The following is a 21247-nucleotide window of genomic DNA, read 5'->3' as shown; positions in this document are numbered from 1 at the left end:
GGATGTGCTCGAAGAGCTCGAGGCGACCGTTGCCGTCCGGCGTCTGGAGCATCGCGATCTTGGCGTGGTTGCCGTCCAGGCCGACGGCCGTGTCGGCCCACTCCCCGCTCACCGTGTCGCGCCCGAGCACGGTGAGCCCGAGGTCGGTGAAGAAGGCGATCGTCGCCTCGAGGTCGCGGACGGCGATCCCGACGTTCTCGAGCTTGATGGGCATGCGCCGCACGCTAGCGGCCCTCGGCTCGCGGAGCACCGATCTCGGGGTGGCGGAGGGTGCCCGGGGGTGGCCGGCTGCACCGGACCTATGGCCCTGGCAGGGCCGGCCCCGAGGCGTGACGGTGTGGGCATGTCCAGGGAGCGTGCCGCGCGAGCAGTGACGCCACGGAGCCGGCGTGGAGGGCTTCCGCCGCGCTGGTTCGTCGTGGCCTTCTGGCACGGCCATCGTGCGCTGTTGCGCGCGACCGGCGGCCGGTTCGGCCTGTGGAGCCCGAAGCGGGGGCGGGCGGGAACGCTGCGGCTCACCACGACGGGTCGACGCAGCGGGGAGCCTCGACAGGTCGTCCTCAGCTACTTCGAGGACGGCGCAGCCCTGGTCACGATGGCGATGAACGGGTGGGGACCGGCTGAGCCCGCGTGGTGGCTGAACCTGCAGGATCACCCGGACGCCGTCGTCGAGACCCGCGACGGATCCCGACTGGTCCGCGGCCGCTGTGCCCAGGGGAAGGAGCGCGAGCGGCTGTGGTCGCGCTGGGCCGAGATCGACAAGAACCTCGACGACTACGCGGCCCGGCGGCCGGCCGAGACCGCGGTCGTCGTGCTCGAGCCGCGTGAGGTCGAGGTCGTCGCGTGAACGACTCGCCGGCGCTGGCCCAGGGTGCCGCTCGCTCGCGCCAGGTCAGGTCCGCTCGAGTCGCCGCGCGAGGTACGGCGCGGTCGCGCTGCCCTCGGCCTTCGCGACCTCGGCCGGAGTTCCGGTCGCGACGACACGACCTCCGGCGTCGCCTCCGCCCGGGCCGAGATCGATGACCCAGTCGGCGGTGGCGATCGCGTCGAGGTCGTGCTCGACGAGCACCACCGTGTTGCCGGCGTCGACGAGCTGGTGCAGCTGGCGGAGCAACAGCGCGGTGTCTGCGGGGTGCAGCCCCGACGTCGGCTCGTCGAGCAGGTAGAGCGCGTGGCCGCGGTGCGCCCGCTGGAGCTCGGTGGCGAGCTTGATGCGTTGGGCCTCACCGCCGCTCAGCTCGGTGGCCGGCTGTCCGAGTCGCAGGTAGCCCAGGCCCACCTCGTGCAGCGTCTGGAGGCTGCGTGCGGCGGCCGGCACGGCGGCGAGGAACGTCGCGGCGTCGTCCACCGAGAGGGCGAGCACCTCCGCGATGTTCTTGCCGCAGTAAGTGATCTCGAGGGTCTCGGGGTTGTAGCGATCGCCGTGGCACGCCGGGCAGGGTGCGTACGTGCCCGGCAGGAAGAGCAGCTCGACGGAGACGAAACCCTCGCCCTGACAGGTCTCGCAGCGGCCCTCGGGGACGTTGAACGAGAAGCGGCCCGCGCCGTAGCCGCGCGCTCTGGCCGCGTCCGTGGCGGCGTACAGCTTGCGCACGGCGTCGAACATCCCCGTGTACGTCGCGAGGTTGGAGCGCGGCGTCCGGCCGATCGGCCGCTGGTCGACGAGCACGAGTCGGTCGAACGACTCGAGGGCAGCCGGGTCCTCGGCGAGCACCTGGCTGACCAGGGTCGACTTGCCGGAGCCGGACACCCCGGTGACAGCGGTCAGCACGCAGAGCGGGATGTCGACGGACAGGTCGCGCAGGTTGTGGCGGCGCACACCGGCCAACCGAAGCCAGCCCTGGGGGGCCCGCGCGTCGTGCACCAGCCGCTCGTTGCGACCGAACAGGTGGGCGCTGGTTGCTGACTCGGGGACGTCCTCGAGACCGGCTACCGGCCCGCTGTAGAGCACTCGTCCGCCGCCCTCGCCCGCACCGGGGCCGATGTCGACGACCCAGTCGGCCCGCCGTACGACGTCGAGGTCGTGCTCCACGACGAACAGTGAGTTGCCGGACGCCTTCAGGCGGTCCAAGACATCCAGCAGCGGCTCCGCGTCGGCCGGGTGGAGGCCGGCCGAGGGCTCGTCCAGGACGTAGACGACCCCGAACAGGCCGGACCGCAGCTGGGTGGCGATCCGCAGGCGCTGCGCCTCACCGGGCGACAGCGTCGTCGAGCTGCGGCCCAGACTGAGGTAGCCCAGGCCCAGGTCGAGGAGCACCTCGATGCGGGCGACCAGGTCAGCGCAGATCCGTACCGCGACCTCGTTGGAGTCCTCGGGCAGCTGGGCGACCGGACGTAGCAGTGTGACGAGCTGGGTGAACGCCAGGTCGTTGAGCTCGGCGATCGAACGCCCGAGGTAGGTCACCGCGAGGGCCTCCGGGCGCAGCCCGCTGCCTCGGCAGTCGGGGCAGGGCGCGTCCTGCACGAACCGCAGGGCCCGCTCGCGCATCCGCTCGCTCGTGGAATCGGCCAGCACGTGCATGACGTGCTTGCGCGCGCTCCAGAACTTCCCGTAGTAGCCGTAGTCGATCCGATCGCGTTCGGGCTTGATGAGCACCGACGGCTGCTCGTCGGTGAAGAGCAGCCAGTCGCGGTCCTTCTTCGGGAGCCGGCGCCACGGCTTGTCGATGTCGATGCCGAGACCGGTGACGATGCTGCGCAGGTTGGCCCCCTGCCACGCCCCGGGCCAGGCGGCGATCGCGCCGTCGCGGATGCTCAGGGACGGGTCGGGGACGAGCAGCTCCTCGGTGACGTCGTGCACGACACCCAGACCGTGGCAGCGCGGACACGCGCCCGCCACGGTGTTGGGCGAGAACGCCTCGGCCGCAAGGTGATCGGCCCCGGCGGGGTAGGTGCCTGCTCGCGAGTAGAGGATCCGCAGCAGGTTAGAGAGCGTGGTGAGGGTGCCGACCGACGAGCGGGACGTGGCCGCCCCGCGACGCTGCTGCAGCGCCACCGCCGGAGGAAGCCCGGTGATCTCCTGGACGTGGGGAGCACCGACCTGCTGCAGCAGCCGGCGCGCGTAGGGCGCCACCGACTCGAAGTAGCGACGCTGCGCCTCGGCGTACAGCGTGCCGAAAGCCAGCGAGGACTTGCCCGAGCCGGAGATCCCGGTGAACGCCACGATGGCATTGCGGGGGATGTCGACGTCGACGTTGCGCAGGTTGTGCTCGCTGGCCCCGCGGACACGCACGAAGCCGCCGTCCGCTTCGGTGGTCACGGGATTCCCCTGTCGATGGCCTGCTGCGTCCTTGAGGCCAAGTATCGACGTCAAAGGGCTCGGCGTCCTGGTGGACGCTGCGTCATCGTTCGGCGTGGGCGGCAGAACGGGAGATCGAGCCCGACCAGCCCGACGAGCCGCAGGCCGAGGAGCATCCGCACATCCGCATGAGGGTGAGACGGCGGGCGCGCCGACTGGCGGCGAAATGGGCTACTCCCGTCGGTCGGGGCGCCGCACGGGCATGGCGTGCGTTGGTCGCGCCCTCGGTGTGGTCGAGGGGGTTTATCCGGCGGACCTGTTGTGTGCACTCACCTCTCGATGACCGGATTCGCGCCGACCACCGACAGGGAGTTGCGTCCACCCGAACCCGGCCAGCCCGACGAGCACTGGCCACAGGGCAAGGCGTTCGAGGGCACCCGATGCGGGGCCGTCACCGGAGAGCACGAATGACACGGCCGCCGCGCCGGTCGCGACTCCCGCTGCCAAGAGCGCCCTGGCCAGACGCGGCCGGTCATTGCGCAACCGCACACCGAGAACGATCAGCGCGACCGGTTGCGCCACGAACAAGGGTGCCGCGGCGATCGCATGCAGGGTGGCGTCCTGGTCGAGGGGCGCGAGGCCCGTGGCGACCGAGCTCAGCCCGGAGACCACGAGCAAGCCCGTGACCCATGGCCCCAGAGCCCGCGAGAGCAGCACCGCGCCGCCGGCCAGCAACGCACCGAAGCCGATGAATGAGCCGTTCATCACCCCGTGTCGCGGCGAGCAGTACGCCGCCGAGCAAGCGACCTCACCGAGTCGGCTCACCGAATCGGAGAGGAAGCTGTAGCCGCCCGACGTTGCCGCCGCAACGACGAATTCGGTCGCGATATAGACCGGTCGCACGAGCAGTGCCAGGGCTCCCCACCGCGCAGCCCGAAACCCGGTGACTTTGAGGAGCGGTCGTCTACGGGCTGGGGGCATGACGTCACCGTAGGCCGTGGCTGGAGGCACCCCGCATCGGCGTCGGTCGAGGCGGAACGACGCCCGCTCCGCGGCGGAATGGCGCACTCTCATCGCGGCTACCGCAGATGCGGCAGCGCATCCGCGGTGGAACGGCCGGACGGTTGAGAGTGCGATGCTGGGCTCATGGCCCTCACGGATGCCGCGCCCACGTCACTCCCACGTAGCTTGGCTCGCTGGGTGCTCGGCGCTGCCCTCATCGGCGCGGGGATCAGCCATCTCACCTTCGCCCGCGACGATTTCCAAGCCCAGGTCCCGGCCTGGTTCCCCGTCGACGACGACACTGTCGTGCTCGTCTCTGGTGTCATAGAGATCGGCCTGGGAGCCGCGCTTCTGGCCTGGGCCCGTGGTCGCGTCACCGTGGGATTCGTGGTCGCGGCCTTCTTCGTCGCAGTCTTGCCCGGCAACATCGCGCAGTACGTCGAGGGCAACGATGCGTTCGGCCTCGACACGGATCAGAAGCGGCTCATCCGGCTCTTCTTCCAGCCGGTGCTGGTTGCCTGGGTGCTGTGGGCCACGGCGGCCTGGCGGGACCGCCCGCGCGGTAGGTGACCGGTCTGGGCAGGGACGACGAGGATGCGGGCTGCGCGAGCAGCGGCATGAGCCTGTGACCGCGCTCTACGGTTCTCTGCCGGACCAGGGCGTAGGAGACCAGCACCTGCGCCCATCGGCTTGAGGGTCAACGGCGGCCGCGCCGGCTCGCGGGGAAGTGGGGGGAGGACAACAGGGCTACGACTCTGACTCCAGCGCGACCGGCTCACAGCCCAGTGCCAGCTCTTCGGACAAGTCACTTCCCGGACCCGCCAGACAAGAGCCTAAGCCCGCGCTCCCAGCCGCGTCTTGACACAGAAGGGAACCAGATCCGGACGTTCGGAGTGCCTGAACGTCCGGGCGTCTGGGCGGATCGCCTGTGCCGGCGACCTCAGTTCTGCCGCCTGAACAAGCGGCTCCACCACCGCCTCCCATCAGCAGAGTCGTCCTGGTCTTGCACGTGCCTCACGAGAGCTTCATGCGCCGCTGCCGCGACCGTGGCAGCTGACTTGGCGGCCGGATCCGGGAGCAGCGCCTCGATCTGCGGGTCATAACAGACCAACCCGTGCGCTCGAGCCAGGTCGGCGAGCTCGTCTCGGGCGATCTCGGCCCCTGAGAACGTCAGAGGGAAGTAGATGAGGTCGCCAATGGCCTCGTCGATCAACGGTGACGAAGCCCAGGGGCACTCAGGACCCGTGTCCTCGTCCAGGGCTGGGTAGCGCGACAGCGCAGCCTCGACGAAGGCTCGAATCGCCGGCGAGGCCGGCGGTGGCCCATCCGGTCGCTCAAGGGCGGCCTCCATCGCGTCCATCCGTCGCTCGTACTCAGCAGAAGCCTCGGAGACCGTCGCAGGGACTGTGCCCTCCCACACCGCAAGGTCATACGACATCCGCGCATCCTTCCAGCACCTGCGTGCGCGCCGCCCGCGAGACCCGCCGCGCAGCGTGAACTTGCGCGACCCCATGCAGGCATGACCGGCGGCCGCTCCGGACGAAGACAGGAGTGGGCCAGGCCGAGCGGTCCCAGCCTGACTCGCGCCGAGCAGGGGCCATGCGCCGTCACGCAGGCCGAGATGGCCGAACCTGCCCGCCAGGACCGCTCGGGCGACCGTCGGACCAGGGGACGGCGAAGGGCCGGCGAGACGAACTCGCCGGCCCTTCGTCCCCCTGTGGAGCAGATCAGCTCGTCAGCGACGTGTCGTCGACGACCCAGCTGGTCTGCAGCGACGAGTCCTCGGTGTCGGTGAACCGCACCGTGACCGTCTTGCCCTTGAAGGCGCTCAGGTCGAACGTCTTCTGGGTGTACGTCGCGTTCGTGCCGACGTTCGAGTACGTTGCCAGCGTCGTCACCGTCGAGCCGGACACGATCTGCACGCGCATCCGGTCGTAGGCGGTAGAGCCGGACTCCGAGGTGTCAGAACGCATCCAGAACGACAGGGTCGGCGTCCCGGTGGAGGGCACGGCCACGCTCTGGTTGATCGTCTCGGTGCCCGAGGTGCCGTTACCGCCGAGCCACAGCTTCCACGATCCCGTACGCGCCGGGCGGCCGGTGTTGTTGGTGACCGGGCCGTTGGTGCCGGTCCAGTTCACGAAGCCCGACTCGAAGCCGGGGTTCTGCAGCAGGTTGGTGCCGGTGCCACCGCCGCCACCGCCGCCACCCCCGCTGCAGGACACCGAACCGGCGGGCACCGAGAGGGCGTCCCACACGGCGGCCACGGCCGAGCACTGGGTGCTGCTGGCGCCGTACAGGTCGATGGCGGCCTTCAGCGTCGAGTTGCGCGCCATCGGGTAGGTCTCGGTCGAGACCATGTACGTGCTGAGCGCGCGGTACCAGACCTTCTCAGCGGCGGCGCGGCCGATGCCGGTCACGCTCTTGCCGTTGCAGGTCGGGCTGTTGTACGAGACGCCGTTGATGACCTTGGAGCCCGAGCCCTCGGACGCCAGGTAGAACCAGTGGTTGCCGACGCCGGACGAGTAGTGCGGGTCGAGGCCGCCCACCGACGACGACCAGCAGTCCTTGCTGCCGCCGTCCTTGGAGGGCTTGTCCATGTAGCGCAGCGGCGTGCCGTTGCCGTTGATGTCGATCTTCTCGCCGATGAGGTAGTCGCCGACGTCGGAGGAGTTGTTGGCGTAGAACTCCACGGCGGTGCCGAAGATGTCGCTCGTCGCCTCGTTCAGGCCGCCCGCGTCACCGCTGTAGTTCAGGCCGGCGGTGTTCTCGGTGACGCCGTGGCTCATCTCGTGGCCCGCGACGTCGATCTCGACCAGCGGGTCGGCGTTGCCCGAGCCGTCGCCGTACGTCATCTGCGTGCCGTCCCAGAAGGCGTTCACGTAGCTGTTGCCGTAGTGGACGCGCGAGCGTACGCCGGTGCCGTTGTTGAAGATGCCGTTACGGCCTTGGACGTTCTTGTAGTAGTCGAACGTCACCGCGGCGCCGTAGTGCGCGTCAACCGCCGCGGACTGCCGGCTGGACGTCGAGCCGTTGCCCCACACGTTGTCGGAGTCGGTGAACAACGTGCCGTTGCCCGAGGTCGCGCCGTTCAGGTCGGTGGTCTGCCCGTTGCCGTGCGCGACGTCCGTGAGCGAGTAGTTGCCCGAGCTGCCGCTGGTCGACAGCGACACGGTGCCCGAGTAGATCGAGTTGCCGGTGCCGGTGGCCGTCTCGATGTCGTCCCAGGAGGCGAGGGTCTTGCCGGTCTTGGCGTCGACGAAGGTGTGCAGGCGGGTGGGCGTCTGGTCGGCCTTGATGCCTTCGGTGACCACGTCGTAGGCCAGGCGCGGGGTGCCCTTGGCGGCGAAGATGACGAGCTCGGCGTCCGACGTCTCGTGGCTGGCCTTGGCGAGCGAGGCGCCACGGCTCTCGGCGGCGGCCTTCGAGACCGACGGCGTGGTGCTGGCCACGGCGAGCTTGCCGGAGAGGGCCTTGTCGGTGCCCTTGATCTTGCCGGACTTCGACTCGTGGACGACGAGGTCGCCGCCCACGACGCGCAGGCCGTCGTAGGTGCGGTTGTAGCGGACGTGCCGGGTGCCGTTCGCGTCGGTGGACGCGTTCTTCACGTGCAGCTGCTCGCCGGATCCGAGGCCGAGAGCGGAGGCGACGGCCGCCGCCGAGGGGCTGGGGTCGCCAGCCTGGGTCGCCGCGCTCGCACCGATCGGTGCTGCCGCGACACCGGCGGCGGCAAGGGCTGCCACCGCCGTGAACGTGGTCACTCTTCTCAACTCAGCGCTCCTGTCTGAATGGCCCGAACCAGGACGGATCGGACCCCCGAGATGGGACGCCGAGACTGTGCCGACGCAAACAGGTGCAGCACAAGGCTTGACAGTGCCGGTCAGGACGTGCGGTATGCCCCTTTTGACCAACCGTTGACCAAGAATTGGACTGGCCGAGGGACGCGCCTACCCGACGCAGAGGCCGCCGACGGCGATGACGCAGGAGTTGGACGTCGGCGACGACGAGGCACTGGACGTCGGAGCGCCGATCGCCGGCACGGACACCGACGCGGTGAGCGAGCCCACCGTTGCCTCGACCGGCGGCAGGGTCACCGACGGCAGACCGCCCGAGCCCGTCGTCACCGTGGCCCCCGGCACGGTGACGACGACGCCGGGCACGCTCGCCGTGACGCCTGGGGCCGTGACGCCTGGGGCCGTGACGCCTGGGGCCGTGACGCCTGGGGCCGTGACGCCGGGTGCAGGGGGCGTCGTGGTGGCGCTGGGGAGCGGAAGGCCGCCCCTCGCCGTCGGCGCCGCCGTCGGGAGGACCTGCGGCACCGGCGGGCCAGTGGTCGCGCCGCCGGGTGCCGCACCGTTCGCGCTACCGGAGCCTGCGACGCCGCCATCACCGACCGCGATGCCGAGACGCTGGAGGTCGCCGCGCAGGTCAGCGCACGGGGCGCCGCACGCCGCGACCTGCTGGACGAGCATCTGCTGCCCCGTGGCGAGCAGGTCGAGCAGGCGGTGCAGCTCAGGGCCAGAACCGCTGGGTAGCAACGGTTCCAGCGCCTTGAGACGCCCGAGCGCCTGCACGCTGGCGTCGGCCAGCGCCCGCAGCGCCTCAGGGTCTGCCGTGCCGCCGCCGGCCGACAGCAGCACGCGTTGGGCGTCGGCCAGGTCGGTGGCCGCCTGGGTCAGCGCGACGTCGACCTGAGCGGCCCGCGGGTCACCCGCACCCACCAGCGCGTCGACCTCGTCCAGGCGGTGGTCGACCTGGCTCAGCAGGGCTCGGCCGCGGTCGAGGTCGCTGCCGGCCAGCCGCACCTGCGCCTGCCCGATGCCGAGCTTGACGTCGTAGAGGCGGTCACCGGGCAGGGCCCGGCTGCTCAGCCCCACCACGAGCACCGCGAGACCGACCAGGGTGGCCGCGAGCGTCGGCACGAGCCGACGCGGGAACCGGACCTCGATCGTGCGCGGACCGGCAGGAGTGCGTGAAGCCGCGCCCCGCACGCTCTGAGCGCTCGCCTGGCGGGGCAACAGGGCCGCCCGCTGCTCGGCCGCGCTCACCAGCTCGGTGCGCAGCCGGGCGACGAACTCGGGACGCGGCGCCACGGCGGGCCGCGGCAGGGCCCGGGTCAGCTCGGCCAACGCCTCGAGCTCGGCGCTCCCGGCAGCCGGGCGCTCGCCGTCCAGCAGGCGGGCGAAGACCTCGGCGTCGCGGCGTGACGTCAACGCCATGGTCCCCACCTCATCGCCTCACTGCTCATGCCCCCGGTGCTTCGACTGGTCCAACGACCGATCCGGGCCCGGGTTACGGGTGCGTCGACGATCAACAGGGCGCTCACGGTCGCTCGTCCCCGAGCTCGCGGTGCAGGGCCCGCACGGCGCGCAGCTGCAGCTGTTTCACCGCGCCTGCCGTGCGACCCATCGCCTCCGCCGTCTCGGCCAGCGAGAGCCCCTGCAGGAACCGCAGGGCCAGGCACTCCTGCTGCTCGGGCTTGAGGGTGCGCATCGCCTCGACCAGCCGCTCGTCGCGCAGGCGCTGCAGGACGTCGTGCTCCGGGGAGGCCGCGTGCTCGTCGCCGTCGAGCAGCTCGGCCGTGGTCACCTCGAGCCGGTAGCGCGAGGACTTCACGTGGTCGAGCACGATGTTGCGGGCGATCGTGACGAACCAGGCGGCGATGTCGCGTCCGGTCCAGCTGAAGCTGTCGATCCGGCGCAGGGCCCGCACGAACGTCTCGGAGGTGAGGTCCTCCGCGACGTGGTGCGAGCCGACCCGGTAGTACACGTAGCGGTAGACGACGTCGACGTACCGCTCGTAGAGCAAGGCGAAGGCCTCGCTGTCGCCCTGCTGGGCCAGCGTCACCAGCCCCTGCACCCGCTCGAGGTCGGGGTCGGCGTCCGGTGTGGGCGCAGTGCCACCCGAGGGCGCGGACGGCGGCGCGCCAGCGAGCGAGGCCCACAAGCCGACCCGGTGCGTCGGCCCGGCTGCCTCCAGGGCGGGGAGCAGCTGGAGGAGCGACCACAGCGCGTGCAGTCCCGCCGTCCCGGCTGGTGCCGAGGGACGGTAAGGGCTCAGCTGATCGCTCGTCGGTCCTCCACTCAGTGGTGCTTGCGGCGCAGGGCTGCGCCGGCCACGACGCCACCGGCGGCCGCCCCGACGCCCGCGAGGGCCGGGACGCCGACCTTGGCCGCCTTGCGTCCGGTGCGGTAGTCGCGCACGCGCCAGCCGTGGGCCTTGGCGTGCGCGCGCAGCCGAGCGTCCGGGTTGATCGCGCAGGGACGTCCGACCAGCTCGAGCAGGGGGATGTCGTTGGCCGAGTCAGAGTAGGCGGAGCACCGCGTCAGGTCGAGACCCTCGTGCTCGGCCAGCGCCCGGACGGCGTCCGCCTTGGCCTTGCCGTGCAGCGGGTCGCCCACCAGCCGTCCGGTGTACACGCCGTCGACGCGCTCGGCCACCGTGCCGAGGGCGCCCGACAGGCCGAGCCGGCGAGCGATCGTGTCGGCCATCTCGATCGGCGTCGCGGTCACCAGCCAGACCCGCTGGCCCTCGTCGAGGTGCAGCTGGGCGAGCGCCTGGGTGCCCGGCCAGATCTTGTCCTTGATCACCTCGTCGTAGACGTCCTCGCCGATCGCGGTGATCTCGTCGACCGTGTGGCCCTCGACGAACGACAGGGCGCGCTCGCGGATGAGGTGGACGTGCTCCATCTTCTCGCCGAGGGCCTTGAAGCGGGCCTGCATCCACGCCATCTGGGCCAGGTCGCGCACGGTGAAGAAGTCGCGCCGGTACAGCTCGCGGGCGAAGTAGAAGATGCTCGCGCCGCGCAGGATCGTGTTGTCGAGGTCGAAGAAGGCCGCCGCGGTGGGGTCCGGCGGCACGGTCAGCTCGCGGGCGAGTGCTGCGGCCACTGGGGGCTCGACGTCCACCTACCGGAGGGTAACGACACCGNAATTGCACACCCCGTCGCGTGGCCCCCCACCCGTGCACTTCGGATCCGAAGTGCACGCCTAGGGCGGCCGGGGCGCGGGTGAGGTGCCTCAGAGGCCCGCACGGCGCCCCGCACCACCAGCGAATACGCCGAAGCGCCGATGTGGGCACCTACCTCAGAGAGCCAGATTCATGGACGTCAGAAAGAACCGCCACATCTGAGGAGTCCACGATGTTCCAGCCCACCACCCCCGAGGCCGTCTCCGCCGAGCTGCAGGCCCGCCGCGCGCAGATCCGCGCCGGCTTCGCCCGCCGCCCGCGCCGGGCGAGCGCGACCCGGCACGCCGTCGCCCAGGTCGTGCGCCTACCTCTGCAGCGCAGTCACCCACCGACGCCGGCCTCGACCGGCTCGCGTGTTCGCGCCGTGTGAACGGTGTTCGACGTTGTCGGTGCCGCGCACGATGATGTGCTCGTGCCCGTTGACCCCAGTGCGCCGCCTGCCCCGCTGGTCGGTCGAGCCCAGGAGCTCGAGCGGCTCGCGGGGCTCGTCGGCGTCCCCGGCCCGTCCGGCGCGCCCGTCGGGCCGGGCTCGGTGCTGCTCGCGGGCGACGCCGGGGTCGGCAAGACCCGCCTGCTCACCGAGCTGCGCGACACCGCCCAGACCGCCGGGTGGCAGGTCGTCATCGGTCACTGCCTCGACTTCGGCGACAGCACCCTGCCGTACCTGCCCTTCAGCGAGATCTTCGGCCGGCTCGCAGCCGACCAACCCGCCGTCGCGGCCCAGCTGATCGACGCCCACCCCGCCGTCGCCCGCCTCATGCCCGGACGCCGCATGATGGGCGACGAGCACCCGGCCGACGCACCGCAGCTCGGCTCGCTCGACCGCGGCGATCGCATGGATCGCTCCGTGCTCTTCGAGTCGGTGCAGGCGGCGCTGGGCGACCTCGCGTCGTCCGCGCCGGTGCTCGTGCTCGTCGAGGACGTCCACTGGGCCGACCAGTCGACCCGCGAGATGCTCGGCTTCCTCTTCGCGCGCCGGCACGACCTGCCGGTGTCGATCGTGGCGTCGTACCGCACCGACGACCTGCACCGCCGGCACCCGCTGCGGGCCACGGCGGCCCAGTGGGGGCGGCTGGCCGGAGTCACGCGCCTGCAGCTCGAGCCGCTGCCCGACTCGGCGGTGCGCACGCTCGTGCGGGCCCTGCACCCCGAGCCGCTTCCCGAGCGCGAGGTGCGCGGCATCGTGCGCCGGGCCGAGGGCAACGCGTTCTTCACCGAGGAGCTCGTCGCCGGCATCGAGCGCGGCGGCGGCCCGCTGTCGTGGGACCTCGCCGAGCTGCTGCTCGTGCGCCTCGACCAGCTCGACGACGACGCCCGAGCCGTGGTGCGCGCTGCCTCGGTGGCCGGACGCCGCGTGCCGCACGCCCTGCTCGCCCGCGTCGCCGGCGTGGGCGGCCAGCAGTTCGACGCGGCGGTGCGCTCCGCCGTCGACGGCAACGTGCTCATCCCCACTCAGCGCGACGGCTACGCCTTCCGGCACGCCCTGCTCGCCGAGGCGGTCTACGACGACCTGCTGCCCGGCGAACGCGTGGGGCTGCACGCCGCCTACGCCGAGGCGCTGGCGTCGCGCGACGTCGAGGGCACCGCGGCCGAGCTGGCCCGGCACGCGCGCGCCGCGCACGACCTCGCCACCGCCGTGCGCGCGAGCATCCAGGCCGGCGACGAGGCCATGCGGGTCGGCGGCCCCGACGAAGCCACCCAGCACCTCGAGACCGCGTTGGAGCTGCTGGGCGACGCCGCTCGCGCCGAGCAGATCGCGCCCGACGTCGATCGCGTGCAGCTCACGCTGCGCGCCGCCGAGGCGGCCATGGCGGCCGGGCGCGTGCACCGTGGGCTCGCGCTCGTGCAGGAGCAGCTCGCCACCTTGCCGGACGACGTCCCCGCGGCCACGCGCGCCAGCGTGCTGCTGATGGCCGCGACCATCGCGCTGGTCAGCGACACGACCATCGACGTCCTCGCCCTCACGGCCGAGGCGCTGCAGCTGGTGCCCGAGCAACCGCCGTCGGCGTTGCGCGCCAAGGTGATGGGTGTGCACGCCCGAGCCAACCTCGAGCACTACCGGCGCGAAGAGGCGGCGCGCTGGGCGCAGGCGTCAGCCGAGATGGCGCTGGCGCTGCAGCTTCCCGCCGTCGTCGCCGAGGCCACCACGACGCTCGGCTACCTCGACCGCCGGGCCGGCGACGCGCTGTCGTCGCGTGCGGCCCTGCAGCAGAGTGTGCGTCGCGCTCGCAGCGCGGGCGACGTCTCCGCAGAGCTGCGCGGGCTGTACGGTCTCGGCGCGCTGGCGTTCGAGAACGGCCAGCTGCCCGAGGCCCGCGCTGGCTACACGGCCGCCTTCACCCTGGGCCTCGAGCGCGGCCGGCCGTGGGCGCCGTACGCGCTCGAGGGTCGCTTCCAGGCCGCCCAGGTGGCGTACGTGATGGGCGACTGGGACGACGTGCTGGCCCTCACCGACGTCACCGACGCCGCGCCGCCCGGCGTGGCCGAGGCCTGGCTCGCCGGCGGCCGGCTGGCGGTGCAGGCCGGGCGCGGACGCCAGCACGCGGTCGACGTCCTGGCCAACCTGCGCCCCTGGTGGGGCAAGGAGGGGGTGGTCGCGATCAGCTGCGCGCCCGCGATCGACCTGTACGGCGACGCCGGCGACGTCGAGTCCGCCAAGGCGGTGCACGACGAGATCGCGGCCACGGTCACGAAGCTGTGGCAACGCGAGACCCTGCACGTGCAGGTGCGCATGGCCGCCCTGCTGCTCGGACAGCTGGCTACCGCGGCCGGGCGAGGCGGCGGGCAGGCGCGTCGGGAGCTCGGCCGGTGGGGTGCGCAGGCGCTGGCGACCGCCCAGGCGGCGGCTCGGTGGGAGCACGAGCCGCAGGGGCGCCCAGGTCCCGAGGGCGCCGCGTGGGTGGCACGGGTCGAGGCCGAGCACGCCCGGCTGCGCTGGTTGTGCGGTGTCGACGTCCCGGGGGACGACGAGCTGGTCGAGCTCTGGCAGCGGTCGGTCGCGACCTTCGAGGCGTTCGGCCACGTCTTCGAGACGGCGCGCAGCCAGGCGCGGTTGGCGGCGGTGCTGCGCGCGTGCGGGCGCGTCGAGGCGGCCGAGCCGCTCGTGACGGCGGCACGGGCGACCGCCACGCGGCTCGGCGCCGAGCCGTTGCTGCGCGAGCTGCGGCTGGTGGCCGGCGCAGGGCCGCGAGCGCGAGCGGCGGTGGCCGACGCCGGCCCGGCCGACCAGCAGCTCACCGCGCGCGAGCGCGAGGTGCTCGAGCTCGTCTCCCTCGGCCGTAGCAACCGCGAGATCGGTCAGCAGCTGTTCATCAGCACCAAGACCGTGAGCGTGCACGTGTCGAACATCCTGGCCAAGCTCGGTGCCGCAGGCCGCACCGAAGCCGCCGCCCTCGCCCGGCGTCAGGGCCTGATCAGCGGCTGACCGCCCTGTCTCGCCACCGCCGGTCGCGCGCAGACGCGGTCGGGCAGAAGCGGTGACCGTGGCCACAAGAGTCAGCCGGCTGACTGTCGTTGCCACGATGACTAGGCTGAGTGGCGTGACCGGGTTCGTCGTCCGGCAGTGGAAGCTGGCGCCTCACGAGGGCGACCAGGCCCCCCTGCACGTGCACCACGCAGGCGACGAGGCGTTCTTCGTCATCGAGGGACGCCTCGAGGTGCAGGACGGCGACCAGCGCCACCTGCTGCACGCCGGCGAGCTGCACACCGTGCACGCCGGACGACACCACACCTTCGCCACCGTCGACGGCGAGGGCGCGCACGTGCTGGTCGTCATGACGCCCGAGATCGACGCCCTCGTGCGCGCGCTGCACTCTGACGAGCCGCAGAACGTGGACGAGCTGTGGGCCCTGCACCACTCGGCGATCGTCCGCCCGGGCGCCCCATGACCGACCCGACCGGCGTCGCACCGCGCATCACCCTGGTCGGGCGCGCCGGCTGCCACCTGTGCGACGACGCCCGCGAGGTGGTGCGTCGCGTGGCCGACGACACCGGCGCCGGCTGGGTCGAGGTGTCGGTGGACGACGACCCCGACCTGCTGCGCGAGTACTCCGAGCAGGTGCCCGTGGTGCTGGTGGACGGCGCCCAGCACACCTTCTGGCGGGTCGACGAGCAACGCCTGCGCGACGCGCTCACCGGACGCCGGCGATGGGGCCGCGGCCGGGCCCGAACGTGACCCGGATCACCCCGTAACCCGGTTGCCGACGCGCAACTTTGTGCGCACGTTCACAAGTGCCTATCGTAGGGGGGTCCGCCGGACGGAACCCACCCCGGGTTGCCGTCGGCGCAGGCCGTCTGCTAGCCCCTTCGGGCGCGCAGCGTCCTGCCGTGAGAAGGAGTGCGACCCCACGTGAGCGAGGAGCAGGTCAGCCGCCGGGGTATCCCCGAGGCCACCGTCGCCCGGCTTCCCGTGTACCTGCGTGCCCTCACCGCCCTCGCCGAGCACGACACCGCCACGGTCTCCTCCGAGGAGCTCGCGGCAGCAGCCGGCGTCAACTCGGCCAAGCTGCGAAAGGACCTCTCGCACCTCGGGTCGTACGGCGTCCGCGGCGTCGGCTACGACGTCGACTACCTGATCTACCAGATCTCCCGCGAGCTCGGCCTGACCCAGGACTGGCCCGTCGCCATCGTCGGCATCGGCAACCTCGGTCACGCGCTGGCGGGCTACGCCGGCTTCGCCACCCGCGGGTTCAACGTCGTGGCGCTGTTCGACACCGACCCCCACGTCGTCGGCGAGGTCGTCTCCGGGCTGCCCGTGCGCTCGCTCGACGACCTGGAGTCACTGGTGGTCGACCAGCCGATCTCCATCGGCGTGGTGGCCACGCCCGCCGGCCCGGCGCAGGAGGTGTGCGACCGGCTCGTGGCGGCCGGCGTCCGCAGCGTCCTGAACTTCGCGCCGTGCGTGCTCTCGGTGCCCGACGACGTCGACGTGCGCAAGGTCGACCTCTCGACCGAGCTGCAGATCCTCGCCTTCCACGAGCAGCGAAAGTCGTTGTCGCGCAGGGGAAGCGATGAACTCGACGACATGCTTGAGGCGGCTGCTGGAGGTGACGCGTGAGCCTGCTGGCGATCGGCGTCTCGCACCGCAGCGCCCCGCTCGACCTGCTCGAGCGCGTCGCCCTGCCGGTCGACGCCTCACGCGCCCTCGCCTCGCGGGCGCTGACCGGCGAGAACGTCAGCGAGTCGCTGGTGCTTGCGACGTGCAACCGCGTGGAGGTCTACGCCGAGGTCAGCACGTTCCACGGGGGCCTCGCTGACCTCGGTGACGCGCTCTCGGCCACGACCGGCGTCGACCTCGCCGAGCTCAAGGACCACCTCTACGTCCACTACGCCGACCGCGCCGTCGAGCACCTGTTCTCGGTCGCCTGCGGGCTCGACTCGATGGCCGTGGGCGAGAGCCAGGTGCTCGGCCAGCTGCGGCAGGCCCTGCGGGCGGCGCAGGACGCCGGCGACACCGGCCGCGTGCTCGACGGGCTCGTTCAGCGGGCGCTGCGCGTCGGCAAGCGCGCCCACGCCGAGACCGCCATCGACCGGGCCGGTGCCTCGCTCGTCACGGCCGGCATCCACCGGGCCGAGCGCTCGCTGGGCTCCGTGGCCGACCGAGCCGTGCTCGTCGTCGGCGCCGGCTCGATGAGCGCACTGGCTGCCACGACCCTGCACCGTTGGGGCGCCGGCAGCATCACCATCGCCAACCGCACCACCGAGCACGCCGAGCGGCTCGCCGCTGCCGTGGGCGGTCGGGCCGCGGCGCTCGACGACCTCGCCGACGAGCTGGCGCGCGCCGACCTCGTCGTGTCGTGCACGGGCGCGGTCGGTCACGTGATCGACGTCGCGCTGGCTAAGGGCGCCTCGCGTGCCCGCAGCAGCAAGCAGGTGTACGTCGACCTCGCCCTACCGCGCGACGTCGACCCGCAGGTCGCCGAGCTGCCCGGCGTCGAGGTCGCTGACCTGGCGGTGCTGGGCAGTGAGCTGGCCGCCACCGAGCTGACTGGCGACATCGGCCAGGTACGCGCACTCGTCGACGAGGAGGTCGCCGACTACCTCAACGCCGTGCGCGTCCAGGCCGTGGCGCCGACCGTCGCCGCGCTGCGCGCCCGCGCCGCGGCCGTCGTCGAGTCCGAGCTGCAGAGGCTCGACCACCGGCTACCGGACGTCGACCCTGCCGTCCGCGACGAGCTGCAGCGCACGGTGCACCGCGTCGTCGAGAAGCTGCTGCACGCGCCGACCGTTCGCGTGAAGGAGCTGGCCGGGCAGGACGCCGGCGGCTCCTACGACAAGGCGCTGCGCGACCTGTTCGACCTCGACCCCGAGAACGTCACGGCGGTCTCCGAGGTCAGCAACGCGCTGCTCGCCTCGGAAGCGCAGGTGCGGTCATGACCGCGCCGGCGACCGGCCCCGCCCTGCGGCTCGGCACGCGCCGCAGCGCGCTGGCGATGACCCAGAGCCGACACGTCGCCGAGGCCCTCACGGCCGCCACCGGCCGCCCGGTCGAGCTGGTCGAGGTCACCACCGAGGGCGACGTCTCGCGCGCCCACCTGACTCAGATCGGCGGCACCGGCGTCTTCGCCGCGGCGCTGCGCCGGGCGCTGCTCGACGGCGAGGTCGACTTCGCCGTCCACTCGCTGAAGGACCTGCCGACGGCGCCCGAGCCGGGCCTCACCCTCGCCGCCATCCCGGCGCGTGAGGACCCTCGCGACGTGCTCGTCGCGCGTGACGGGCTCACCCTCGGCGAGCTGCCGGCCGGGGCGCGCATCGGCACGGGGTCACCCCGCCGGGCGGCCCAGGTGCTGGCGCTCGGCCTCGGGCACGAGCTGGTGCCGGTGCGGGGCAACGTCGACACCCGCCTGTCGTTCGTGCGCGACGGAGAGCTCGACGCCGTGATCCTGGCGCGCGCCGGGTTGGCTCGCCTGGGGCGGGCCGACGAGGCCACCGAGGTGCTCGACCCGTTGCAGGTGCTGCCTGCGCCGGGCCAGGGGGCGCTGGCCGTCGAGTGCCGAGCCGACGCCGTCGAGCTCATCGAGCTGCTGGCCACCCTCGACCACGCCGACACCCGCGCTGCCGTGAGCGCCGAGCGCGCGCTGCTTGCCGCCCTGGAGGCCGGCTGCACCGCCCCGGTCGGCGCGCTCGCCGAGGTGGTCGAGTCTCTCGATGCCGACGGCGCCACCACGCTCGAGCTGTCGCTGCGAGCCGTTGTTGCTGCCCCGGATGGCTCAGAGACGTTGCGCCGCAGTGCTTCAGGCCCCATCGAGTCGCCCGAGGGGCTGGGTGGCGCGCTCGCCGCCGAGCTGCTCGAGGACGGCGCCGCCGAGCTCGTCACCGCCGAGGTCATGACCGCCGACCACGAACGACCACCTTCGCCCGCCCTCGCACCGAATCCCGCCGAGCACTCACCGGAGCGTGCTTCGTGACAACCACCACCCGTTCCACCTCTCGCGCCACGGGCCGCGTCGCCTTCGTCGGCACCGGCCCCGGCGACCCCGGGCTGCTCACGCTGCGCGCCGTCGAGCTGCTCGGCGCGGCTGACGTCGTCGTGCTCGACCAGCTGCTGCGCGAGGCCGACGTCCAGCGCTGGACGCGCGACGACGTCGAGTTCGTCGACGCCGGCTTCGGCGACGACGGCACGCCGCTCACCGTGGCCGGGCGCGCCAAGCTGGTCACGCGCGCGGCCAAGGGCGGGCGCCGCGTCGTGCGCCTCATGGACGGCGACCCCGCCACCTTCAACGGCCTGGCCGAGGAGGCCGTGGCCTGCCGCAAGGCGCAGGTGCCCTTCGAGGTCGTGCCGGGCGTGTCCGCCGCGGCGGCCGTGTCGGCGTACGCGGGCGTGCCGCTGACCACCAAGTCCTCGCGCGCCGTCCACGTGATCAACCCCGGCGACGGCAAGGTCGACTGGGCGAGGTCGACCGGCTCCGACGTCACCGTCGTCGTGCTGGGCACGCCCGAGTCGTTGTCGGCCGCGCTGGTCGACCTGGCCGAGGCCGGTCGCGACGACTCCTGCCCCGTGGCGATCACCTCGCACGGCACGTCGACCGAGCAGCGCACGATCACCGCGACCCTCGGCGACGCCCCCGCGGCGCTCAAGGCCGCGCGGCTCGACAAGCCGGTCATGGCGGTCGTCGGTGACGCGGTGGGTCTTCGCGAGGAGCTGTCGTGGTTCGAGACCAAGCCGCTGTTCGGCTGGCGGGTGCTGGTGCCTCGGACCAAGGACCAGGCGGGCGCCACCACCGACCGGTTGCGTGACTTCGGTGCGGTGAGCGAGGTCGTGCCGACCATCTCGGTCGAGCCGCCGCGCACCCCGCAGCAGATGGAGCGCGCCATCAAGGGTCTGGTCACGGGCCGCTACGAGTGGATCGGCTTCACCTCGGTGAACGCCGTGCGCGCCGTCCGCGAGAAGTTCGAGGAGTTCGGGCTCGACGCCCGGGCGTTCGCGGGGCTGAAGGTCGCGGCCGTCGGCGGAGTCACCGCGAAGGCGTTGCGCGAGTGGGGGATCGAGCCCGACCTCGTGCCCAGCGGCGAGCAGTCGGCGCAGGGCCTGCTGGCTGACTGGCCGCCGTTCGACGAGGTGCTCGACCCGATCAACCGGGTGTTCCTTCCGCGGGCTGACATCGCCACCGACACCCTCGTCGCCGGCCTGCAGGAGGGCGGCTGGGAGGTTGACGACGTGACGGCGTACCGCACGGTGCGCGCCGCGCCCCCGGCTGCCGAGATCCGCGAGGCCATCAAGACCGGCAAGTTCGACGCCGTGGTCTTCACCTCGAGCTCGACGGTGCGCAACCTCGTCGGGATCGCCGGCAAGCCGCACGCCTCGACCGTCGTGGCCTGCATCGGCCCGGCCACCGCGAAGACCGCCGAGGAGCACGGCCTGCGGGTCGACGTCCTGGCACCCGAGGCGAGCGCTGCGGCCCTGGTCGACGCGCTGGCGGAGTACGGCGCCGGGCTCCGGCTCGCGGCGCTGGAGGCAGGCGAGCCCGTGGTGCGACCGAGCCAGCGCAAGGCCGGGTCGCGGCGCAAGGCGCGCTGACGTGGCGTTCCCGGCGCACCGCCCCCGCCGCCTGCGCTCGACGCCGGCCCTGCGCCGGCTCGTCGCCGAGACGCGGCTGCACCCCGCCGACCTCGTGCTGCCGCTGTTCGTGCGCGAGGGCGTCGACGAGCCGGTGCCGCTGACGTCGATGCCCGGCGTCGTCCAGCACTCCTTGACGTCGCTGCGGGCCGCCGCGCGTGAGGCGGTCGAGCTCGGCGTCGGCGGCCTGATGCTCTTCGGCGTGCCGCGGCAGCGCGACGCCGTCGGCTCGGGCGCGGACGACCCGGACGGCATCCTCAACGTCGCGCTGCGCGAGGTGCGCGACGAGGTCGGCGACGCCATCGTCGTCATGGCCGACCTGTGCCTCGACGAGTTCACCGACCACGGCCACTGCGGGCTGGTGGCCGACGACGGCACGGTCGACAACGACGGCACGCTCGAGCGGTACGCCTCGATGGCGCTGGCCCAGGCCGACGCCGGCGCCCACGTCGTCGGGCTGTCGGGGATGATGGACGGCCAGGTCGGGCACGTGCGCGCCGCACTGGACGACGCCGGGCGCTCCGACGTCCTGATCCTGGCGTACGCCGCGAAGTACGCGTCGGCCTTCTACGGGCCGTTCCGCGAGGCCGTCGAGTCGACGCTCACCGGTGACCGGATGACCTACCAGCAGGACTCCGGCAACGCGATCGAGGCGCTGCGCGAGGTGCGGCTCGACCTCGACGAGGGCGCCGACATCGTCATGGTGAAGCCGGCGCTGCCCTACCTCGACATCGTCCGCGCGGTGGCTGAGGAGTCCGACGTCCCCGTGGCGGCGTACCAGGTGAGCGGCGAGTACGCGATGGTCGAAGCGGCGGCCGCGGCCGGCATGATCGACCGCGAGCGCGCGATCATGGAGTCGCTGCTGGCGATCCGGCGGGCCGGCGCGTCGATCATCCTCACCTACTGGGCCGCCGAGGTCGCCCGCACCCTCTGACCCTCTTCGGCCACCCAGGCCGGTTTGCGCCACCAGGACCGCCTTCCGCTCC

Annotated in this window: 18 protein-coding genes and 1 pseudogene; 11 read left to right on the top strand and 8 right to left on the bottom strand. The window is 72.6% G+C overall.

From position 1 onward, the window contains the following. Positions 1 to 214, bottom strand: a pseudogene (locus ASD06_RS19645) (VOC family protein); the annotation flags it as partial. A gap of 129 nt (positions 215 to 343) precedes the next feature. On the opposite strand from ASD06_RS19645, the gene ASD06_RS09215 reads away from it, so the two are divergent. Next, complete coding sequence (locus ASD06_RS09215) at positions 344 to 847, top strand: nitroreductase/quinone reductase family protein (RefSeq protein WP_056676456.1); 504 nt, start codon at positions 344 to 346, stop codon at positions 845 to 847. A 45-nt stretch (positions 848 to 892) separates the two neighbouring features. Here ASD06_RS09215 and ASD06_RS09210 read toward each other — a convergent pair whose 3' ends face one another. Together ASD06_RS09210 and ASD06_RS09205 are read right to left on the bottom strand one after the other, a co-directional pair. Further along, positions 893 to 3259, bottom strand: a complete 2367-nt coding sequence (locus ASD06_RS09210; protein ID WP_056676071.1) for an excinuclease ABC subunit UvrA — start codon at positions 3257 to 3259, stop codon at positions 893 to 895. Between the two features lie 282 nt (positions 3260 to 3541). Further along, complete coding sequence (locus ASD06_RS09205) at positions 3542 to 4141, bottom strand: DUF998 domain-containing protein (RefSeq protein ID WP_056676069.1); 600 nt, start codon at positions 4139 to 4141, stop codon at positions 3542 to 3544. A 243-nt stretch (positions 4142 to 4384) separates the two neighbouring features. Between ASD06_RS09205 and ASD06_RS09200 the strand changes: the two genes are divergently transcribed. Next, complete coding sequence (locus tag ASD06_RS09200; RefSeq protein WP_056676067.1) at positions 4385 to 4810, top strand: hypothetical protein; 426 nt, start codon at positions 4385 to 4387, stop codon at positions 4808 to 4810. Between the two features lie 370 nt (positions 4811 to 5180). On the opposite strand, the gene ASD06_RS09195 is transcribed toward ASD06_RS09200, so the two are convergent. The 5 genes from ASD06_RS09195 to ASD06_RS09175 all read right to left on the bottom strand — a co-directional run bounded on the left by ASD06_RS09195 (position 5181) and on the right by ASD06_RS09175 (position 11145). Further along, positions 5181 to 5678, bottom strand: a complete 498-nt coding sequence (locus tag ASD06_RS09195) for a hypothetical protein (RefSeq protein ID WP_056676066.1) — start codon at positions 5676 to 5678, stop codon at positions 5181 to 5183. A gap of 289 nt (positions 5679 to 5967) precedes the next feature. Next, positions 5968 to 7998, bottom strand: a complete 2031-nt coding sequence (locus tag ASD06_RS09190; RefSeq protein ID WP_200941984.1) for a M4 family metallopeptidase — start codon at positions 7996 to 7998, stop codon at positions 5968 to 5970. Positions 7999 to 8184: 186 nt separating this feature from the next. Continuing rightward, complete coding sequence (locus tag ASD06_RS09185) at positions 8185 to 9456, bottom strand: DUF5667 domain-containing protein (RefSeq protein ID WP_056676062.1); 1272 nt, start codon at positions 9454 to 9456, stop codon at positions 8185 to 8187. Positions 9457 to 9559: 103 nt separating this feature from the next. Beyond that, on the bottom strand, positions 9560 to 10324 hold the full coding sequence (locus ASD06_RS09180) for a sigma-70 family RNA polymerase sigma factor (protein ID WP_082537866.1): 765 nt from the start codon (positions 10322 to 10324) through the stop codon (positions 9560 to 9562). Continuing rightward, entirely contained in the window at positions 10321 to 11145 is an 825-nt protein-coding gene (locus tag ASD06_RS09175) for an HAD family phosphatase (protein ID WP_082537865.1), read from the bottom strand. Before ASD06_RS09175 ends, ASD06_RS09180 begins: the two co-directional genes overlap by 4 nt. A 233-nt stretch (positions 11146 to 11378) precedes the next feature. On the opposite strand from ASD06_RS09175, the gene ASD06_RS09170 reads away from it, so the two are divergent. From ASD06_RS09170 to hemB, 9 genes are all read left to right on the top strand, one after another. Further along, a complete protein-coding gene (locus ASD06_RS09170; protein WP_056676057.1) occupies positions 11379 to 11576 on the top strand; it encodes a hypothetical protein in 198 nt (65 codons plus the stop codon). A 42-nt stretch (positions 11577 to 11618) separates the two neighbouring features. Further along, the gene (locus ASD06_RS19845) at positions 11619 to 14630 is read left to right on the top strand and encodes a helix-turn-helix transcriptional regulator (RefSeq protein WP_162248058.1); all 3012 of its coding nucleotides are present in this window, start codon (positions 11619 to 11621) and stop codon (positions 14628 to 14630) included. A 115-nt stretch (positions 14631 to 14745) separates the two neighbouring features. Beyond that, positions 14746 to 15093 (top strand): cupin domain-containing protein, encoded by a 348-nt coding sequence (locus ASD06_RS09160; RefSeq protein ID WP_056676050.1) that lies wholly within the window; start codon positions 14746 to 14748, stop codon positions 15091 to 15093. Continuing rightward, entirely contained in the window at positions 15090 to 15380 is a 291-nt protein-coding gene (locus ASD06_RS09155; RefSeq protein WP_056676047.1) for a glutaredoxin family protein, read from the top strand. Before ASD06_RS09160 ends, ASD06_RS09155 begins: the two co-directional genes overlap by 4 nt. 162 nt (positions 15381 to 15542) lie before the next feature. Beyond that, positions 15543 to 16262 (top strand): redox-sensing transcriptional repressor Rex, encoded by a 720-nt coding sequence (locus ASD06_RS09150; protein ID WP_056676045.1) that lies wholly within the window; start codon positions 15543 to 15545, stop codon positions 16260 to 16262. Further along, positions 16259 to 17581, top strand: a complete 1323-nt coding sequence (locus ASD06_RS09145) for a glutamyl-tRNA reductase (protein ID WP_056676042.1) — start codon at positions 16259 to 16261, stop codon at positions 17579 to 17581. Before ASD06_RS09150 ends, ASD06_RS09145 begins: the two co-directional genes overlap by 4 nt. Continuing rightward, complete coding sequence (hemC, locus tag ASD06_RS09140; protein ID WP_056676039.1) at positions 17578 to 18612, top strand: hydroxymethylbilane synthase; 1035 nt, start codon at positions 17578 to 17580, stop codon at positions 18610 to 18612. Before ASD06_RS09145 ends, hemC begins: the two co-directional genes overlap by 4 nt. Then, the gene (locus tag ASD06_RS09135) at positions 18609 to 20222 is read left to right on the top strand and encodes a uroporphyrinogen-III synthase (RefSeq protein ID WP_056676036.1); all 1614 of its coding nucleotides are present in this window, start codon (positions 18609 to 18611) and stop codon (positions 20220 to 20222) included. The genes hemC and ASD06_RS09135 overlap by 4 nt, the downstream gene beginning before the upstream one ends. Before the next feature lies 1 nt (position 20223). Further along, the gene (gene hemB, locus ASD06_RS09130; RefSeq protein ID WP_056676033.1) at positions 20224 to 21195 is read left to right on the top strand and encodes a porphobilinogen synthase; all 972 of its coding nucleotides are present in this window, start codon (positions 20224 to 20226) and stop codon (positions 21193 to 21195) included. Positions 21196 to 21247 lie beyond the last annotated feature (52 nt).

Source organism: Angustibacter sp. Root456, from assembly GCF_001426435.1.
In the GTDB taxonomy this organism is placed as follows: Bacteria; Actinomycetota; Actinomycetes; order Actinomycetales; family Angustibacteraceae; genus Angustibacter.
Note: the sequence above shows the minus strand (reverse complement) of the source record. Positions and strands in the feature narration are given on the sequence as shown.

Excerpts from the sequence above, each read along its gene's own strand:
- ASD06_RS09170 (WP_056676057.1), top strand. The coding sequence starts at position 11,379 with ATGTTCCAGCCCACCACCCCCGAGGCCGTCTCCGCCGAGCTGCAGGCC.
- hemC (WP_056676039.1), top strand. The coding sequence starts at position 17,578 with ATGACCGCGCCGGCGACCGGCCCCGCCCTGCGGCTCGGCACGCGCCGC.
- ASD06_RS09195 (WP_056676066.1), bottom strand. The coding sequence starts at position 5,678 with ATGTCGTATGACCTTGCGGTGTGGGAGGGCACAGTCCCTGCGACGGTC.
- ASD06_RS09155 (WP_056676047.1), top strand. The coding sequence starts at position 15,090 with ATGACCGACCCGACCGGCGTCGCACCGCGCATCACCCTGGTCGGGCGC.
- ASD06_RS09185 (WP_056676062.1), bottom strand. The coding sequence starts at position 9,456 with ATGGCGTTGACGTCACGCCGCGACGCCGAGGTCTTCGCCCGCCTGCTG.
- ASD06_RS09215 (WP_056676456.1), top strand. The coding sequence starts at position 344 with ATGTCCAGGGAGCGTGCCGCGCGAGCAGTGACGCCACGGAGCCGGCGT.
- ASD06_RS09200 (WP_056676067.1), top strand. The coding sequence starts at position 4,385 with ATGGCCCTCACGGATGCCGCGCCCACGTCACTCCCACGTAGCTTGGCT.